Origin of the sequence: Caballeronia sp. ATUFL_F1_KS39, from assembly GCF_023630985.1 — a bacterium.
Taxonomy (GTDB): Bacteria; Pseudomonadota; Gammaproteobacteria; order Burkholderiales; family Burkholderiaceae; genus Caballeronia; species Caballeronia zhejiangensis.
Map to the genome: position 1 here is coordinate 232,523 of NZ_JALQDZ010000004.1, position 18,611 is coordinate 251,133.

Annotated in this window: 14 protein-coding genes; 8 read left to right on the forward strand and 6 right to left on the reverse strand. The window is 65.8% G+C overall.

Annotated features, from left to right (window positions below; translation table 11 throughout):
* Positions 1 to 14: 14 nt before the first annotated feature.
* Together NCR93_RS04625 and NCR93_RS04630 are read right to left on the reverse strand one after the other, a co-directional pair.
* On the reverse strand, positions 15 to 3,596 hold the full coding sequence (locus NCR93_RS04625; protein ID WP_175981868.1) for a DNA translocase FtsK: 3,582 nt from the start codon (positions 3,594 to 3,596) through the stop codon (positions 15 to 17).
* 143 nt (positions 3,597 to 3,739) lie between these two features.
* Positions 3,740 to 4,330, reverse strand: a complete 591-nt coding sequence (locus NCR93_RS04630; RefSeq protein WP_250532178.1) for an META domain-containing protein — start codon at positions 4,328 to 4,330, stop codon at positions 3,740 to 3,742.
* 257 nt (positions 4,331 to 4,587) lie between these two features.
* Between NCR93_RS04630 and purT the strand changes: the two genes are divergently transcribed.
* The 4 genes from purT (at position 4,588) to NCR93_RS04650 (ending at position 8,362) form a co-directional block, all read left to right on the forward strand.
* Positions 4,588 to 5,820: a formate-dependent phosphoribosylglycinamide formyltransferase gene (gene purT, locus NCR93_RS04635; RefSeq protein WP_175981872.1), complete on the forward strand. Its 1,233-nt coding sequence runs from the start codon at positions 4,588 to 4,590 to the stop codon at positions 5,818 to 5,820.
* A gap of 44 nt (positions 5,821 to 5,864) precedes the next feature.
* Complete coding sequence (locus NCR93_RS04640) at positions 5,865 to 6,020, forward strand: DUF6726 family protein (protein ID WP_308196654.1); 156 nt, start codon at positions 5,865 to 5,867, stop codon at positions 6,018 to 6,020.
* 37 nt (positions 6,021 to 6,057) lie between these two features.
* The gene (locus NCR93_RS04645) at positions 6,058 to 6,414 is read left to right on the forward strand and encodes an MliC family protein (protein WP_008350649.1); all 357 of its coding nucleotides are present in this window, start codon (positions 6,058 to 6,060) and stop codon (positions 6,412 to 6,414) included.
* A 466-nt stretch (positions 6,415 to 6,880) separates the two neighbouring features.
* The gene (locus NCR93_RS04650; protein WP_034471240.1) at positions 6,881 to 8,362 is read left to right on the forward strand and encodes a DEAD/DEAH box helicase; all 1,482 of its coding nucleotides are present in this window, start codon (positions 6,881 to 6,883) and stop codon (positions 8,360 to 8,362) included.
* A 55-nt stretch (positions 8,363 to 8,417) separates the two neighbouring features.
* On the opposite strand, the gene gluQRS is transcribed toward NCR93_RS04650, so the two are convergent.
* Both gluQRS and NCR93_RS04660 read right to left on the reverse strand, forming a co-directional pair.
* A complete protein-coding gene (gene gluQRS / locus NCR93_RS04655) occupies positions 8,418 to 9,287 on the reverse strand; it encodes a tRNA glutamyl-Q(34) synthetase GluQRS (RefSeq protein WP_008350646.1) in 870 nt (289 codons plus the stop codon).
* The gene (locus tag NCR93_RS04660; protein ID WP_175981874.1) at positions 9,287 to 10,150 is read right to left on the reverse strand and encodes a sulfurtransferase; all 864 of its coding nucleotides are present in this window, start codon (positions 10,148 to 10,150) and stop codon (positions 9,287 to 9,289) included. Before NCR93_RS04660 ends, gluQRS begins: the two co-directional genes overlap by 1 nt.
* Positions 10,151 to 10,360: 210 nt before the next feature.
* Between NCR93_RS04660 and dnaE the strand changes: the two genes are divergently transcribed.
* Both dnaE and NCR93_RS04670 read left to right on the forward strand, forming a co-directional pair.
* The gene (dnaE, locus tag NCR93_RS04665; RefSeq protein WP_175981876.1) at positions 10,361 to 13,888 is read left to right on the forward strand and encodes a DNA polymerase III subunit alpha; all 3,528 of its coding nucleotides are present in this window, start codon (positions 10,361 to 10,363) and stop codon (positions 13,886 to 13,888) included.
* Positions 13,888 to 14,952, forward strand: a complete 1,065-nt coding sequence (locus NCR93_RS04670; RefSeq protein ID WP_034471235.1) for a glycosyltransferase family 4 protein — start codon at positions 13,888 to 13,890, stop codon at positions 14,950 to 14,952. The genes dnaE and NCR93_RS04670 overlap by 1 nt, the downstream gene beginning before the upstream one ends.
* A 5-nt stretch (positions 14,953 to 14,957) precedes the next feature.
* Here NCR93_RS04670 and NCR93_RS04675 read toward each other — a convergent pair whose 3' ends face one another.
* The gene (locus NCR93_RS04675; protein WP_175981878.1) at positions 14,958 to 15,719 is read right to left on the reverse strand and encodes a glycosyltransferase family 2 protein; all 762 of its coding nucleotides are present in this window, start codon (positions 15,717 to 15,719) and stop codon (positions 14,958 to 14,960) included.
* Positions 15,720 to 15,825: 106 nt separating this feature from the next.
* Entirely contained in the window at positions 15,826 to 15,996 is a 171-nt protein-coding gene (locus NCR93_RS04680) for a hypothetical protein (RefSeq protein WP_175981880.1), read from the reverse strand.
* Between the two features lie 84 nt (positions 15,997 to 16,080).
* On the opposite strand from NCR93_RS04680, the gene NCR93_RS04685 reads away from it, so the two are divergent.
* Both NCR93_RS04685 and NCR93_RS04690 read left to right on the forward strand, forming a co-directional pair.
* A complete protein-coding gene (locus NCR93_RS04685) occupies positions 16,081 to 17,217 on the forward strand; it encodes a glycosyltransferase family 9 protein (protein ID WP_175981883.1) in 1,137 nt (378 codons plus the stop codon).
* Positions 17,214 to 18,518 (forward strand): O-antigen ligase family protein, encoded by a 1,305-nt coding sequence (locus NCR93_RS04690; RefSeq protein WP_175981885.1) that lies wholly within the window; start codon positions 17,214 to 17,216, stop codon positions 18,516 to 18,518. The genes NCR93_RS04685 and NCR93_RS04690 overlap by 4 nt, the downstream gene beginning before the upstream one ends.
* Positions 18,519 to 18,611 lie beyond the last annotated feature (93 nt).

An 18,611-nucleotide genomic window follows, 5' to 3' on the forward strand; every position in this document is an offset into this window, starting at 1 on the left:
TTCAGGCGCGCGGCTTATTCGGCGGGGCCGGGCGGCGCGAGCACTTCGCGGTTGCCGTTGCTGCCCATCGACGAGACGAGGCCTGCTGCTTCCATCTGCTCGACGAGCCGCGCCGCGCGGTTATAGCCGATGCGCAATTGCCGCTGCACCGACGAAATCGACGCGCGCCGCGTACGCACGACGAATGCGACAGCTTCGTCGTAGAGCGGATCGGCTTCGGCATCGGACGAATCGCCGAAAAGATCCTGCGTGCCGCCGCCTTCGGGCGTCGGTCCGGACAGAATGCCTTCCTCGTACTCCGGTTCGCCGAACTGCTTCAGATGTTCGACCACGCGATGCACTTCCTCGTCCGCGACGAACGCGCCGTGCACGCGCTGCGGATAGCCGGTGCCGGGCGGCAGGAACAGCATGTCGCCCGCGCCGAGCAGCGATTCCGCGCCCATCTGGTCGAGAATCGTGCGCGAATCGATCTTGGATGACACCTGAAACGCCACGCGCGTCGGAATATTCGCCTTGATGAGGCCGGTGATGACGTCCACCGATGGCCGCTGCGTCGCGAGAATCAGATGGATGCCGGCCGCGCGCGCCTTTTGCGCGAGACGCGCGATCAGTTGCTCGATCTGCTTGCCCGCGACCATCATCAGATCGGCGAGTTCGTCGATGACCACGACGATGAGCGGCAGCGTCGAGAGCGGCTCGGGCGCATCGGGCGTGAGCGAGAACGGGTTCGTGAGCTTCTTGCCGGCGGCTTCGGTGTTGCGGATTTTCTGGTTGAAGCCCTGCAAATTGCGCACGCCGACCGCCGACATCAGCCGGTAACGCTTTTCCATTTCGCCGACGCACCAGTTGAGCGCGTTCGACGCGAGCTTCATGTCGGTGACGACGGGCGCGAGCAGATGCGGAATGCCTTCGTAGACGGAAAGCTCCAGCATCTTCGGGTCGATCATGATGAGGCGCACGTCTTCGGGCTTCGCCTTGTAGAGCAGCGAGAGGATCATCGCGTTGATCGCGACCGACTTGCCCGAGCCCGTCGTGCCCGCGACCAGCATGTGCGGCGCCTTCGCGAGATCCGTCACGACCGGATTGCCGATGATGTCCTTGCCCATCGCGATCGTCAGATTCGACTTCGAGTTGCGGTACACGTCGTCTTCGAGGATCTCCGAAAGGCGGATCATCTGGCGTTTCGGATTAGGCAGTTCGAGGCCCATGCAGGTCTTGCCGGGAATCGTCTCGACGACGCGAATCGACGTAAGGCCGAGGCCGCGCGACAAATCCTTCATCAAGCCGACGATCTGGCTGCCGCGCACGCCGAGCGCGGGTTCGACCTCGAAGCGCGTGATGACCGGACCCGCCGACGCGCCGACGACCGTGACCGGCACCTTGAATTCTTGAAGGCGCTGCTCGATGAGCAGGCCGGTTTCGTTCAGACGCTCCTCGGAGACTGGCTCGACTTCATCGGATGCGGGTTCGAGCAGATCGAGCGTCGGCAATTCCACCGCCGATGCGTGCGGCGCGTGGAATTCGAATTCCGTCGGCGCGGAACCGCGTACCGGCGGGCGCGGTTCGGGCGCCGGGCTCGGCTGATTCACGACGGGCGCAGCGGCGGGCGCGGCGACCGCTGGCAGCGGCGCGACCGGCGCGGCGGCGATCACCGGAAAGCGCACGATGTTCGACGGCGTCGCGAACTCGTCGCCCGATGCCTGCTGTTCGGCGACCGGTTGTTCATCTTCGGCGGGCATTTCGTCCGGCTCATCGACCACTCGAAGCAGCGATGGGGGAGGGGGCTCGCCTTGCTCGTCGGCGGGCTCGGGCGCGTCCAGCCAAGGCGGCGTTTGCGCAAGATCGCGCAGGTCCGGCTCGGGCTCGGGCTCGGGTTCTCGCTCCCGGACCACAGGCGCGGGTTCTGCCGTCGTTGCGTCCGGGCGAGGCAGCGGCGGTTCGGACGGCAAATCGATGCGCGCCGGCTCCGGCATCGCAGTTTCTTCCGCTTCCTCTTCGACGGCCTCGATCGCGGGCGGCGTGTCGGGCTCGGAGGCCGCGAATTCGGGAATCGACGGCTCGGGCAGACGCATGTCGAAAAGCGGCGGCGGTTCGACGAGCGCGGGCGCGATGACGTGCGCGTCGATCGACGGCGGATCGATGCGCTCATCGATTTCCTGCACGTCCACGAGCGGCGTCACTTCCGGCGCCGTTTCGACGATGCTTTTCACGGGCGCCGCCAGCTCCGGTACGTCGGCGGCCGGCTGGACTTCGGGCTGCGCGGCGCGCGCCATTGCCACATGCCCGCGCGCGAGACTCGCGCCCGCGAGTGACGTCCACATCGCGGTCTTCTCTTCGATCGAGCGCAGCGCCGCCTGGATGGCTTCAGGCGCGGGCGGCGGCGTCGGCGGTCCGAGCGGCGCGGCAGGACGCGAGAACGCGGGCGCGGCGAGCGGCGAGGGCGCGAACTCGCGCGTCGAAACGGCTGCGGCGGCTGCGGCGGCTGCGGCCGGACGCGCCGGGGGACGCCTGAAGCCCTGCGGGGCTTGCGTCACAGGCGGCCGGCGTGACGCGCCGGGATTCGTGGCGACGGATGTCGACATGCTCGCCACGCCCGTCGATCGCTGCGCGGGCATCGATGTCGCCGGACTGCGCGGGCGATCCACGCGCGGCGCAGGAGGCGGCGTCTGGACGCGCGGCTTGTCGACGGCGACGGATGCGCGCAAGCCCGATCCGGAAGGCTCGAACGCCGACGCCTGACGCGGCGCAAACGGCGCGCGGGCCTCGCGATTCGCCGCCGATGGCGACGAATTCAACCAGCCCGAAGGCGCCATCGGCTCGGTCTGCGTCACGGGAGGAGCGACGCCTGCGGCCTCGAAGGCGGGGCGTTTCGCGTACGCCTCGGCCGTGGCGACGGCGCTCGCCGCGGCCGCCACCGTGCGGCTCGCGCCGCTCTTGCCGGTCGCGGGCGGGCGCCACGCTGTCGGCCGCTGATAACGTGTGCTGCGATGACCGGTCGGCAGACCGAGCGTCGGCTCGTCGGGCAAGGTGCGCGGCGTCGGCGAATCGAAACGCTCGGCGCGATGGGCGCGTTCCTGCGAATCGCGTGCGGTCTTCGCGCGGGCGCGCCGTTCGAACCAGCTCGCCGTCCTGTCACGCGTTTTGTCGCGCGCCTTGTCACGGGCCGTCGACTGTTGCCGCGACTCGCTTTCGCGTTCGCGGGGCGTGAGCCAGCTTTGCGGCAGGCCGAAGCCGAACGCTTCGTCGGCCCATGCGAGCACCGAGCGCCAGCTGAATTCGATCAGCCAGGGCAGAAAGATGGCGAGCACGAGCGCCGCGATCGCGCCCGCGCCGGCCAGATGCGCCGGGCCGCTCAGCGCCGCGGCGAGCGCGAGTCCGATGCGATTGATGTTCGCCTGCGTTTCGAGCGAGTTTGCGAGCGCGCCTTCGAGCGTGCTGCTCGCAATCAGCACGGCGACAAACCCGATCCAGAGGCGGATCGTGCCGGGGCCGCGCACGCCTGCGCCGCCGGGCAGCGCCTGTTTGACGATGCGCCAGAAGAGCGGAAGGAACCAGACGACCGATGCACCGAACCAGCCGAGAACTACCATGTGCATGCTTGAGATTGAATCAATGTTGGGTGAAACAAATGAGACTGCTGCCCGGCCGCAGCGATATCGCCGGTCGGCCGGGCTGTTCGATCGAGCAGTTTAACGGCTGGCGCACGCGCACGACGTTCCTGCCGCGAGTACGCAACACATCATTTCCCACGTGGCGCGAAGGTGAGCACCTGACCGTCGTCGAGCGTCAGTTGCAGCGCTTGCGGCGGATTCATCTGCACGCCGCTCTTCGCGACGTGTGCGAGCGCGTCGAGATACGGCCGCTCGAGCGCCGCGCCCGCGCCGGACACGCACGCCATGCGCGTGCCGGCGAGCGGACCGAACGTGAGCTTGCCGTTCTTCAGCTCGTAGGCGCCCGCAAAGCGGTTGCAGCCCGAGAAGCCGCTCGCCTGACGGCGTCCGTTCGCGGTAGAGAAATCGAGCGTGAGCGGCTGCGCGTTGTTCTCGCCCGCGTGCGGGATGGCGCGCGGCTGGCCGCTGGCATCGGTCCAGCTCGTGAGCGCCCATTGCGTATCGTCGAGCAGTTGCGTGGCGGCAGGATTATAGGGATCGGTGGGCGGGGCGCTTGCATCGGTGTGCTTCGGCATCGCGCAGCCGGCGACGACGCTCGCCGCGACCACGAGCGCGCACGTGCGGGAGACCAGCGCGAGCGCCTTCTTGCGGCGCCACAGCGGATTTGACGATGAGCGCGGCGAGGTAAGCGCGGACGCGCGAGGGGAGTGCGTGGGCATCGATGATCCTGAAGCTGGCGAAAGCGTAAGGGTATCGCACGCGTCCTGTGATTTGTCCAGCGCCGCGATGCAACAAAATGCCTGGCTGCGCTTTCGGGAGCTTGCCATCGATCGAAAACGCGCCGGGAATTCCGACGCGCATTCGCCTGTCAATAGGCCGAACGGCAAAGTGTCGCCGCTGGTGCTGCGTGTTAACATCGCGCCCAATTCAGCCGCTTTGCGCCTCGTTGACCTCACCACCCGATTCTGGAGCACTCATGCAGACCGATCCACGCCGCACCGGCGCCACGCGCCTCGGCACGCCGCTTTCTCCCAATGCCACGCGCGTGATGCTGCTCGGCGCGGGCGAACTCGGCAAGGAAGTGATCATCGCATTGCAGCGGCTGGGCGTCGAAGTGATCGCGGTGGACCGGTACGCGAACGCGCCGGGGCATCAGGTCGCGCATCGCGCGCACGTGATCGACATGGCCGACGCCGCCGCGCTGCGCGCGCTCGTCGAGAAGGAGCAGCCGCATCTGATCGTGCCGGAGATCGAGGCGATCGCGACCGAAGCGCTCGCCGATATCGAATCGGCCGGGCTCGCAACCGTCATCCCGACGGCGCGCGCCACGCAGCTCACGATGAATCGCGAAGGTATCCGGCGGCTCGCGGCCGAAGAACTGGGCTTGCCGACTTCGCCGTACGCGTTCGCGCAATCGCTCGACGAGATGAAGGCGGCGATCGCGAAGATCGGCTTTCCGTGCGTCGTGAAGCCGGTGATGTCGTCGTCGGGGAAAGGCCAGTCGGTGCTCAAAAGCGACGCCGACGTCGAACCCGCGTGGAACTACGCGATGGCGGGCGGGCGCGTGAATCATGGGCGCGTGATCGTCGAGGGCTTCATCGACTTCGAATACGAGATCACGCAGCTCACCGTGCGCGCGGCGGACCCCGCGAGCGGCGAGACGCAAACTTACTTCTGCGATCCGATCGGTCACGTTCAGGTCGCGGGCGATTACGTCGAGTCGTGGCAGCCGCAGGCGATGAGCCCGGCCGCGCTCGCCAAATCGCGCGATGTCGCCGCGAAGGTCGTGACCGCGCTCGGCGGGCGCGGACTCTTCGGCGTCGAACTCTTTGTGCGCGGCGACGACGTCTGGTTCTCGGAAGTGAGCCCGCGTCCGCACGACACCGGCCTCGTCACGCTCGCGACGCAACGTTTCTCCGAGTTCGAACTGCACGCGCGCGCGATCCTCGGCTTGCCCGTCGATACCGCTTTGCGCGCGCCCGGCGCGTCGGCGGTGATCTACGGCGGGCTGGACGAAGCGGGCATCGCGTTCGAGGGCGTCGCCGAAGCGCTCGCCGTGCCGGGCGCGGATCTGCGGCTTTTCGGCAAGCCGGAAAGTTTCGTGAAGCGCCGCATGGGCGTCGCGCTCGCAACGGGCGCCGACACCGGCGAAGCGCGCGAACGCGCGAAACTCGCAGCGTCGAAGGTGAGGCCGGTTTCGGCCAGATGACCGGCGCGCGCGCCGGCGGGAGCGAGCAAGTGAAATGGAAACCGATGTCCGCGCTCGTCGTGGTCTGCGTGGCGCTTTCGGGCTGCGGACTTGCGGCGGCGCCGTGCCGGATCGCGTCGGCGGGACTGAAAATCGTGCCGGTGGTCGGGCATGTCGCTGCCGCGCCGACCGACGCATGCGCGGAAGTCATCGACCCTTGAGCGCTGCCTCGCGCACCAGACACAAGTGAATCGAACGATGAAAAAACCGATTGCGATCATGCTCGCGTTGCTCGGCGCCCAGGCGGCGCTCGCCATGCCGCTCACCGTGCCGCAGATCCAGACCGCGTCGACGCAGACCACGCGCTACGACTGCAAGGACGGCAAAAGCGTGTCCGTTCAATACACGAACACGCGCAACCATCAGAGCTTCGCGGCGTTGACCGTCGACGGACGTAAGCTCCTGTTCGTCAACGTGATCGCGGGATCGGGCGCGAAATACGTCGCCGATCAATATACGTGGTGGACCAAGGGCCCGCAGGCGAATCTCTACGATGAGATGGCCGCGAAAGATTCGCCGCCGCTGCTCGCCGATTGCGAGGCGCGCAAGAAATAGGCGCGCCGCTTGCTGTACGCTCCGGGTGCGCTCTCGCGCCGCCGGAGCGCTTCGGCGCGCGGTGCTACAATGTGCGGCTTTCCGGCTGTAAAAATCGCGGCCGGATCGAGTCCAGAATTTCCGGCATCGCCGTTCGATGCCGCTTGAGCGGGCAAATGGGCGTCGAGCGCCCGGCCGCTTTGGAAGACAGATCGCGCGATGCCGCGTGCCTTGAAGGCGTCATCGAAGCCGTGTTCCATCGGAACGCCGGCACGCGGATTGAAACAGAGCAATGAGCGGGGCGTGATGCTCGATTGACCGGCCGCCCCGTCCAGCGCGCGCACCTTGCGCTTGACCGACGCGCCGCGTGCACCAACGAAACCATCCGCGTAAGCAACCGATCGCGACGATCGACCGAAACAACCGACCGAGTTTTTTTACGCGCGCCGCATCGTGCGGCATTTTAGCGAAAGCCAATATAGTCACCATGTCCGATTCCGTCGCCACGAACACGTCCACCGCACCGGCCGCAGCGCCGACGTTCGACCAGTTCGGTTTGTCCGCCGACATCCTGAAAGCGGTGCGCGAGTCCGGCTACACGACGCCCACGCCGATTCAGGCGCAGGCCATTCCCGTCGTCCTCGCGGGCCGCGACGTCATGGGCGCCGCGCAGACCGGCACCGGCAAGACCGCGAGTTTCTCGCTGCCGATCATCCAGCGGCTCTTGCCGAGCGCGAACACGAGTGCCTCGCCCGCGCGTCATCCGGTGCGCGCGCTGATGCTCACGCCGACGCGCGAGCTCGCTGACCAGGTCGCCGCCAACGTGCAGACGTACTCGAAGCACACGCCGCTGCGCAGCACGGTCGTGTTCGGCGGCGTCGACATGAATCCGCAGTCCGACGCGTTGCGCCGTGGCGTCGAGATCCTGATCGCGACGCCGGGCCGTCTGCTCGATCACGTTCAGCAGAAGACGGTGAATCTCGGTCAGGTTCAGATGCTCGTGCTCGACGAAGCCGATCGCATGCTGGACATGGGCTTTCTGCCCGATCTCCAGCGCATCCTGAATCTGCTGCCGAAGGAACGTCAGACGCTGCTGTTCTCGGCGACGTTCTCGCCGGAAATCAAGAAGCTCGCGTCCACGTATCTGCGCAATCCGCAGACGATCGAAGTCGCGCGCAGCAATTCGACGAATGCGAATGTGCGCCAGATCGTCTACGAAGTGCACGAGAGCGACAAATCCGGCGCGGTCGCGCAGCTCATCCGCGAGCGCGAACTGAAGCAGGTGATCGTTTTCTGCAATAGCAAGATCGGCGCGAGCCGCCTCGCGCGCGTGCTGGAGAAGGACGGCATCGTCGCGACGGCGATTCACGGCGACCGCTCGCAGAGCGAACGCATGCAGGCGCTCGACGCGTTCAAGCGCGGCGAGATCGAGGCGCTCGTCGCCACCGACGTCGCCGCGCGCGGTCTCGATATCGCCGAATTGCCGGCGGTCATCAACTTCGATCTGCCGTTCAACGCGGAAGATTACGTGCACCGCATCGGCCGGACCGGGCGCGCGGGCGCATCGGGCGATGCGCTGTCGCTGTGCAGCGCGAACGAGCGCAAGCAGCTCGCCGACATCGAGAAGCTGATCAAGCGTCCGCTCCAGGTCGAGCCGCTCGAAGTGACGATTCGCGCGCGCCGCGACGCATCGGCGCCGCGTCGTGACGAGCGATTCGGTCGACCGGAGCGCACGGAGCATCGGCATTCGCCGCGCGACGAGTCGGGTCCGCGCCGCCGCACGACGGGCACGCACGATCGCCCGCGCGGCCGTCAGCAGCCCATCGACGAATTTTTCCTAAAGCCGTACGAGCCGTCGCCCTCGGCGATGAAGCGTCAGGAAGAAACGGTCGAGCCCGAGCGCAAGAGCGCGCCGAAGCAGCCGCTCGCGGCGTTGCTCGGCGGTCTGGGCATGCCGCGCAAGTCGTGATTTTCGTCGCGCTTCGAATCGAAAGAGGCAGCCCGCGCGGCTGCCTTTTTTGCGTCTAGCGCGCGAAACGCTTCGCCCATTCCGCCGTTGCGGCGCTGTAGAACGTTTCCAGCGATGCGGCCGGCGCTTCGATGCCCAGATGCCGCGCCGCTTCGACGAGCGCATCGAGCGGCGCGTTGCGATCGAGCGGCGCCGCGCCCGTCTGCTTGCTCAGCTTTTCGCCGATGCCGTTGTTGACCACAGGCACATGCAGGTATTCCGGCGTCGGCACGCCAAGGCACTGCTGCAAGTAGATTTGCCGCGCGGTCGAATCGAGCAGGTCGGCGCCGCGCACGACGTGGGTGATGCCGGCATCGGCATCGTCGACGACGACCGCGAGCTGATAGGCCCACAGTCCATCGGCGCGTTTCAGCGCGAAATCGCCGACTTCGGTCGCGAGATCCTGCGTCTGCGCGCCTTGCCAGCGATCGACGAACCTGACGACTGCCGCGTCGCCGTCCGGCACGCGCAGCCGCCACGCGCGCGCGGGCTTGCCGTGCAGGCCGGTGCGGCACGTTCCCGGATAGGCGAGCGTCGCATGGCGCGCGTGGGCGTTCACCAGCGAGTCGGCGATTTCGCGGCGCGTGCAACCACACGGATAGATGAGACCCGTCGCCTGAAGACGCTCGAACGCGGCGCGATACGCGTCGCCGCGCGCGCTCTGCCAGACGGGCGGCTCGTCCGAGTGCATGCCGAAGTGTTCGAGCGTCGCGAGGATTTCATCGGCGGCGCCGGGAACCGTGCGCGGTGCGTCGACATCTTCGACGCGCACGATCCAGCGTCCGCCGTGCGCGCGCGCATCGAGAAAACTCGCGAGCGCGCTGACGAGCGAGCCCGCATGCAGCGGGCCGGTGGGTGAGGGCGCAAATCGTCCCCGATAAATCATTACGCGGCGGCGCCGACCTTCGCGTCGGGATGGCAAGCCGGGCACGCCTCGCCCGGCTTGTAGAACGGCGACTGCTGATCTTCGACCGACACCACCGCGCGGCAGCCGAAACATTGTGCGGTTGCGGTCGGCTGCAGGTTCGGATCGAGCGCCGTGCGGTAATCGAACACGAAGCACTCGCCGTTGTAGTGCGCGCCGCCGACTTCCTCGAAATACTTCAGAATGCCGCCTTCAAGCTGATAAACATGCTCGATGCCCACTTCCTTCATGTGAATCGCGGCTTTCTCGCAGCGAATCCCGCCGGTGCAGAACGACACGACCGTCTTGCCGTCCAGATCCGCCCGATTCTGCTCGATCACTTCAGGAAACTCGCTGAACTTCGTGATGCGGTAGTCGAGCGCGTTGTCGAACGTGCCGACATCGACCTCGAATGCGTTGCGCGTGTCGAGCATCACGACAGGACGGCCTTCGTCGTCGTGGCCGCGGTCGAGCCAGGCTTTGAGCGTGGGCGCGTCGACGGACGGCGCGCGGCCGAGTTCCGGCTTGATCGCGGGCTTCTTCATCGTGATGATTTCGCGCTTGAGCTTCACCAGCATGCGGCGAAACGGCTGCTTCGCGGAAAGGCTTTCCTTGAATTGCAGATCGGCGAAGCGGCCGCCGAAGAGCGCGTCCGTGCGGATGTAGTCGATGAACTCGCGGACCTCGGCGATCGGCCCAGCGATGAACAGATTGATGCCCTCCGGCGCCAGCAGAATCGTGCCCTTCAGACCGAGCGCGTTGCAGCGTTCGGTGACGAGCGGCCGCCACGCGGGGCTGTCTTCGATGGTGACGAATTTATAGGCGGAGAGATTCAGGATGCTCATGATCGGATGACGCGCAAAACGGCTGTAACGGGTAAAAAGTGCGGGCGAAAATCGCGCGCAAAACACGTATTATCCCGCAAACGGCCCGCATCTTCGCCGGATTCCCGCTGTCGCGTCGCGAAGCCTTGCGCACGCGCAATTCCGGGCGCGGCGCGGGCCTTATCCGTTCGGCTAACGCGCCCTTCGGCGCCGGTTCAGCCGATGGCCCGCATGTACAATACCGCCATGTCAGATCCCCGCTTCGTTCATCTCCGCGTCCACTCCGAATTCTCGATCGCCGACGGCATCGTGCGGCTGGACGACGTCGTCAAGGCTGCCGCAAAAGACGGGCAAGGCGCGCTCGCGCTGACCGATCTCGGCAACGCATTCGGTCTCGTGCGCTTCTATAAGGAAGCGCGCGGCATGGGCGTGAAGCCCATCGCCGGTTGCGACGTCTGGATTACCAATCCCGCCGATCGCGACAAGCCTTCGCGCCTCCTGTTACTCGTTCGCGACAAACAGGGCTACCTCAACCTGTGCGAGCTGTTGAGCCGCGCGTGGCTCACGAACCAGTATCGCGGCCGCGCCGAGGTGATGGTCGAATGGCTCGAAGAAGGGCTCGCAACGGGACTGCTCGCGCTTTCGGGCGCGCAGGGCGGAGATATCGGCATGGCGCTCGCGGCGGGCAACGTGCAATCCGCGCAACGCAACGCCGAGCGCTGGACGAAGCTCTTTCCGAACGCGTTCTACATCGAACTGCAGCGCGCCGGTCAGCCGGGCGAGCAGGCTTACGTGCAGGAAGCGGTCAAGCTCGCGGCGAAGCTGAAGCTGCCGGTCGTCGCGACGCATCCGATGCAGTTCATGACGCCCGACGACTTCACCGCGCACGAAGCGCGCGTGTGCATCTCCGAAGGCGATATTCTCGCGAATCCGCGTCGGCAGAAGCGCTTCACGCAGGACCAGTATTTCCGCACGCAGGACGAGATGTGCGCGCTTTTCGCGGACATTCCGTCGGCGCTCGCGAACACTGTCGAGATCGCGAAGCGCTGCAATCTGACGCTCGAACTCGGCAAGCCGAAGCTGCCGCTGTTCCCGACGCCCGACGGCATGTCGCTCGACGACTACCTCGTGCAGTTGTCGAAGGAAGGCCTCGAAGTCCGTCTGCAACAGCTTTATCCCGATGAAGCCGAACGCAGCGCGCAGCGCGAAACGTACTACGCGCGCCTCGATTTCGAATGCGGCACGATCATCAAGATGGGCTTTCCGGGCTACTTCCTGATCGTCGCCGACTTCATCATGTGGGCGAAGAACAATGGCGTGCCGGTCGGTCCGGGGCGGGGCTCGGGCGCGGGTTCGCTCGTCGCGTACGCGCTCGGCATCACCGATCTCGATCCGCTGCGCTACAACCTGCTGTTCGAGCGCTTCCTGAACCCGGAACGCGTGTCGATGCCCGACTTCGACATCGACTTCTGTCAGGAAGGGCGCGACCGCGTCATTCAGTACGTGAAGGGCAAGTACGGCGCGGATGCCGTGTCGCAGATCGCGACCTTCGGCACGATGGCGGCGAAGGCGGCGGTGCGCGACATCGGCCGCGTGCTCGATCTCGGCTACATGTTCACCGACGGCGTCGCGAAGCTGATTCCGTTCAAGCCGGGCAAGCACGTGACCATCGCGGACGCGATGAAGGAAGAGCCCACGCTTCAGGAACGCTTCGATTCCGAAGACGAAGTGCATCAACTGCTCGAACTCGCGCAGCGCGTTGAAGGGTTGACGCGTAACGTCGGCATGCACGCGGGCGGCGTGCTGATCGCGCCGGGCAAGCTCACGGACTTCTGCCCGCTCTACACGCAAGGCGAAGACGGCGGCGTCGTCAGTCAGTACGACAAGGACGACGTCGAAGCCGTCGGCCTCGTGAAGTTCGACTTTTTGGGCCTCACCACGCTGACGATTCTGGACTGGGCGGAGCGCTATATTCGCCGCCTCGATCCGTCGAAGAAGGACTGGAGCCTCGCGCAGGTTCCGCTCGACGATCCGGCCTCGTTCCAGATATTGAAGAAAGCGAACACCGTCGCCGTGTTCCAGCTGGAAAGCCGCGGCATGCAGGGCATGCTGAAGGACGCGCAGCCGGACCGCTTCGAGGACATCATCGCGCTGGTTGCGTTGTATCGGCCGGGCCCGATGGACCTGATCCCGAGCTTCTGCGCGCGCAAGCACGGGCGCGAGATCGTCGAATATCCGGATCCGCGCGTCGAACCTGTTCTGAAAGAGACCTACGGCATCATGGTCTATCAGGAGCAGGTGATGCAGATGGCGCAGATCATCGGCGGCTACTCGCTCGGCGGCGCGGACTTGCTGCGTCGCGCGATGGGCAAGAAAAAGCCCGAGGAAATGGCCAAGCATCGCGAGATTTTCGCGGAAGGCGCGGCGAAGAACGGCCTCACGCGCGAGAAGGCGGACGAGACCTTCGACCTGATGGAGAAGTTCGCCGGCTACGGCTTCAACAAGTCGCACGCGGCGGCGTATGCGTTGCTCGCGTATCACACGGCGTGGCTGAAGGCGCATCATCCGGCGGAATTCATGGCCGCCAACATGTCGCTCGCCATGGACGACACGGACAAGGTCAAGATCCTGTTCGAAGACTGCCTGGCGAACGGCATGGCGGTTTTGCCGCCCGATATCAACCAGTCGGCGTATCGCTTCGAACCGGTCGCGGAAGCCGATGGCAAGCGCTCGAAAACCATTCGCTACGGCCTGGGTGCGGTGAAAGGCAGCGGCCAGAACGCAATCGAAGAGATTCTGCGTGCGCGCGAAGACGGCCCGTTCGTCGATCTGTTCGACTTCTGCGAGCGCATCGACCGTCGTGTCGTGAATCGGCGCACGGTGGAAGCGCTGATCCGCGCGGGCGCGTTCGATTCGATTCACGCGAATCGCGCGCAGTTGCTCGCCTCCGTCCCGATGGCGATGGAAGCCGCCGATCAGGCCGCCGCCAACGCAATGCAAGCCGGCCTCTTCGACATGGGCGACGCGCCGCTCGCGAAGCACGAGTACGTCGACGAAGCCGAGTGGTCCGACAAGAAGCGTCTGCAGGAAGAAAAGACCGCGCTCGGCTTCTATCTGTCGGGCCATCTGTTCGATGCCTACAAGGGTGAAGTGCGCCGCTTCGTGCGCCAGAAGATCGGCGAGCTAAAGGAAGGGCGCGACAAGCTCATCGCGGGCGTGATCTCCGCCATGCGCACGCAGATGACCCAGCGCGGCAAGATGCTGATCGTGAATCTCGACGATGGCAGCGGCCAATGCGAAGTCACCGTCTTCAACGAGCAGTTCGAAGCGAACAAGGCGCTCTTCAAGGAAGACGAGCTGCTCGTCGTGCAGGGCATGGCGCGCAACGACGCGTTCACGGGCGGCATCCGTTTCACCGTCGATACGGCGATGGACCTCGAACGCGCGCGCAGCCGCTACGCGCAGTCGGTCAAGGTCGAGATGAACGGCAACGCCGATGCCTTGCGCCTGCGCCGCGTGCTCCAAGCGCATGCGGCGGGCGCGCAGGAAGCGCCGCCGCCCATGCCCGTGAAGGAGAACGGCCGCCAGCGTCAAAGCGCGCCGATTCCGAACGGCCTGAACGTGAGCATCGTCTATCGCAGCGAGCATGCCGAAGGCGAAGTGCGCCTCGGCGACGCGTGGCGCGTGAAGCCGACCGACGATCTCATCACGGCGCTGCGCGGCGAATTCGCGGGCAGCGCGATCGAAATCGTCTACTGATGCGGATCGGCATTTCGGCGAATGCGCTCAAGCATTCCGGCGGACTCGAACGCTACGCGATGGATCTCGTGCGCGGCCTCGCCGCCGCGGGCTTCGAAGGCAAGCGCAAGCCCGCGTTTTTCGCCCGCAAGATCGACACGTCGCTGCCCGAAAGCCGATTGATCGAGCCGCATCGCATCAAGGTGTCGTTTCTGCCGGGCAAGCTGCGCGACGCGTATTTCTCGTGGGCGCTCAAGCGTGCGCGCAAGAAGGCGAAGGTCGACGTGCTCATCGGCTGCAATCGCGTGGAAGGTTCCGAGATCGCCATTTGCGGCGGCACCCATCTCGGCTTCCTGCGCGCGACCGGGCGGCGCGAGAAACCCTCGGACACGCGGCAGATCGCACTGGAGCGGCGTCAATACGCGCACGCGAACGTGGTCGTCGCGCATTCGGACATGATGAGCGACGAGCTGCGCGCGTTGTATGGCGTGGATATCCGCAAGATTCGCGTGCTTTATCCGCCCGTCGACGGCGCGCGATTCTCGCCCGTCGGTGCCGCTGCGCGTGCGCGTCTGCGCGAACAGTTCGGCTTCAAACCGGATGAAACCGTGCTGCTGTTTCCGTCGAGCAGCCACGAGCGCAAGGGCTTGCCGCTGATCGAGAAGGCGCTCGCCGGGATGAACGTCGTGATCGCCGTCGCGGGCCGCGCGCCCGAGAAGCCGGCAGCGAACGTGCGCTATGTCGGCTACGCGAAGAACATCGAAGATGCGTATCGCGCGGCGGATTTCACCATTCTTGCGTCGAGCTACGAGCCATTCGGACTCGTCGGCATCGAATCGGTGATGTCCGGGACGCCGGTGATCTTCCCGGCGTGCATCGGCTGTTGCGACGCCATTGCCGATCACGCGAAGCACGTCTTCAAACCTGGCGACGCCGACGATCTGCGCCGCACGGTGCAGGAGGCGATCGAAGCGCGGCGCGACGCCCCGCGCGCGCTAGCCGGCGCGGTGCGCTATGACGCGAGCGTCGAGTCGCATGTGCGCGCTTTGCTCGATCTCGCGCGTGACATCGATGCGAAGCGCTGAGCCAATCAGCGCGCTTCGTTGAGATGCGCCAGCTTCAGGAACCGGTAGTAGACCGTCTGCGCGTTGAATAGCGCGATCATGAAGCCGGTTTTGCCGTCCAGAAAGCCGCGGCGCAGCACGTAAGTCCGCACGAACGCCCACGCGCCGCGCGACACCGCGATGCCGAAGCTGCCGCGCTTTCCGGCCGCGTGGCGTTGTTGCGCACCCGCCGTCGAGTAGGCGTCGAGCTTGCGCAATACCGCTTCGAAATCCTCGTAGGAGTAGTGCATCAGCTTGCCGGAAAGGCGCACGACGGGCTTGCCGGTCGACAGCACGAGCCGCTCGTGCACGAGATCGGGCGAGAAGCGCGCCGTGCCGCGCCGGAACAGGCGCGGAATCCAGTCGGGATACCAGCCGCTGTGCTTCACCCATGTGCCGCAGAAGCTCGACAGGCGGTCGACCGCGTAGACGTCGGCTTGCGGATCGGTGATCGCGGCGCGGATCGAAGCGGCCAGTTCGGGCGACACGATCTCGTCGGCGTCGATGGACAGCACCCAGTCGGTCGAGAGCGCGTCGAGCGCGCGGTTCTTCTGCGGGCCGAAGCCTGGCCAGTCGCGCGCCACGATCACGCGCGCGCGATGCGCCTCGGCGATGCCCACGGTCGCATCGCTGCTGCCGCCGTCGACGACGACGATTTCATCGGCGAAGGAAACGGCCTGCAGGCATTGCGCGAGCCGCGCGGCCGCGTTGTGGGTGATGATGGCGATGCCGAGGGTTGGGCGGGACATGGAGCGTTGGAGTGGCGTTAGTGTTGGTATAATTCTTGAATTATTAGTTCGGCAAGGCGCGATGCGGTCTAATTCACCCTGCCTGAATCGAGCATTCAGAGAGGCCTCAGGCCTCTTTTTGTTGTCCGGGTCGACCGAGGTCGCTAGTTTGCCTCACGCGAGCGCGTCGCAAAAGATCGATCGAGGCGAGTTTGGTTCCCATCACATCCGTCGTCAAGAACCGGGGTTTTTGGTTCGCGCACCGCATCGCATCGTCGCCCATGATGACGTCCGGCATGAGGGACTCCATTTGCGAACAGGAGCGCGTAATGGCGCCGGTGTTCCTCGTGCGGCAGCCCGCAAGCAATCCTGTTTTGATTCTATGAGCCGACTCTCCGGGCGCATACGCATCATTGCCCGAGCGATACCCAAGCTTGCTTTCAAGGCGTTTCGCAATAAGCCGACCGACGTGTCGAGCATTCTGATCGCCCATCATCTGCTGCTCGGCGATACGTTGCTGCTCACGCCGCTCGTCGCGAAGCTGCGCGTGCGCTATCCGCAGGCGCGCATGGCGCTCACGTGCCCGAAGGCGATCGTGCCGCTTTACGCGGGACATCCCTATGGCGCAGAGGCGCTGCCCTTCGATCCTCGCGATGCCGCAAGCGTCTCGGCCGTGCTGAAGTCCGGTCCGTACGATCTCGGCATCGTCGTCGGGGACAATCGTCATGCGTGGCTTGCGATTGCCGCGAAATGCCGCTGGATCGTCGGTCATGGCGACGACACGCCTGCGTGGAAAAACTGGCCGCTCGACGAGTCGCATGCTTATCCGTCAAAGCCGGCCGCGTGGGCCGACATCGCGGCCACGCTGATCGACGGGCCCGCGCCGGCGCGTTATCGGCCGAGCGACTGGCCGGCGCCGGTGGCCGCGAGTTTCGCGCCGTCGGACGCCGCGTTGCTTGCGCAACCGTATGTCGTGCTGCATCCGGGCGCGAGCACGTCGGTCAAACGCTGGCCGCACGATCGCTGGCGCGCGCTCGCCCGGCATGTCGAAACGCTCGGCTATACGCCCGTATGGAGCGGCGGACCGGGCGAAGTGGAGCTGATCCGCGCAATCGACCCCGAAGCGCGCTATGTGAGCTTCGCGGGCCGCGTCGGACTCGGCGATCTGTGGCATCTCTTTGCCGGGTCGCGAGCACTGGTGTGCCCGGACACGGGCGTTGCGCATTTGGGGCGCATGGTGAGCGTGCCGACGATCGCGCTCTTCGGACCTGGCAACGCGATGATCCACGGTGCCGGCGAATTCTGGCGCGATGCGCGCTTCAGACCGGTTACTATCGTCGACATGCCGTGCCGCGACGAGCCGGACATCTTTCGGCGAAAGATTGCGTGGGTCCGTCGCTGCGACCGCAATGAAACGACGTGCGTCGCCTGGCGCGGCGATCACGCGGCCTGTATGGGCCTCATCTCGCTCGACATGGTGCGCGGGGCGCTCGAAGAAATGCTGGCCGAAGGTCTATGACGACAAGAACGGTTCGCTTTCAGCCTGATTGGTTTCTATGGATCGGCGCGCCGGTCATTCTCTTCGTCGTGGCGTTCGCGCATATGACCGCGCTCGAGAATATCGCGCTGGGATTCATCGGGATCGGCACGCTCACGCTGGCCGCGACGCGCAAGGCGCCGTCTCCGCTGCACTGGCCACTCCTTGCGCCCGCGGGGCTCTGGGCGGCATGGACGTTCGCGTCGGTGTCGTGGTCGGCGTATCCGTCGGAAAGCATGCACGCGTGGCTGGACGAAGTCCTGTATCCGCTCGTCACGTTCTATGCATTCTGGCTGCTCGGGGCCCGCACGGCGAGGCCCGAACGCTTCGTCGTCGCGCACTGGCTCGGCTGCGTGCTCGTCGCGGTTATCAGCGTCGTCTATTGGGGGCAACTGCAGCCGCCCACCGCCGACACCTTCATGCTGCACTACTACAATCGCGTGGGCCACACGAGCACGATCGCGCTTTTCGCGATAGCGCTCTTCACCGGCATGATGCTCGGCAAATGGCGCGTGATCGGCGTGACGGGCGTGCTGCTCAGTGTGTTCATCGGCGTCGCGACGCTCAACCGTTTCTTCGGGCTTGCGGCGTTCGTCACGCTGCTGATCGCGCTGTACCCGCTCTATCGACGACACATGGCGCTCGCGGCCGTGGTGCTTCTGATTCTCGCCGTGACGGTGGTCGGTGCGCTCGAATTCAGTTCGCGCAGCCGTCTCCCGCTGCATCCGACGGCGCTCCCTGCACACGGCGTGACGATCGAGGGCGATCGCGTTCCGGTGCCGTCGTTTCTGCCGGGCATTGCGGATACGCTCGCCGCCGATACGCGCCCGCGCCTCTGGGCTTTCTACGGCAAGGCCGGCGAGCGGCATTCGTGGACCGGCATCGGTTTCGGCAAGCCGCTGCCGGGCGAGGTGTACGCGAAGGAAATGCCGCCGCGCCTGCTCGCCGCCGAGCCGCAAGCGCTGACCCACGCCCACAACCTCTTCCTCAATACGTGGCTCGAGACGGGCGTCGTCGGCGTCGTGCTCGAAGTGTTGCTGTTCGCGGCACTCGTCGTCCGCTTCTGGCGCTTGCGGCGCGAATTGCCGTGGCTTGCCGCGGGTGGCATCGCACTGGTCGGCGGCATGATCGCGAAGAATTCGACCGATGACTTCATGTGGCAGACGACGGCGCTCGCCTTCTGGTGCTTCGCCGGACTGATGCTCGGCCGCGGCGAACGTCTGACACGACGCCTGCCGCCGCCTCGCGCCGGCGCGCCGGACGGATCGGCGCAAGCCCGGTAATAGCGACGTTCCGTCGAGCGCGTGATCGACACAGGATTAGAATATCGAATTCTCGTGTGCCGATCCGCACCGCGAATCGAAACGACGCATTTC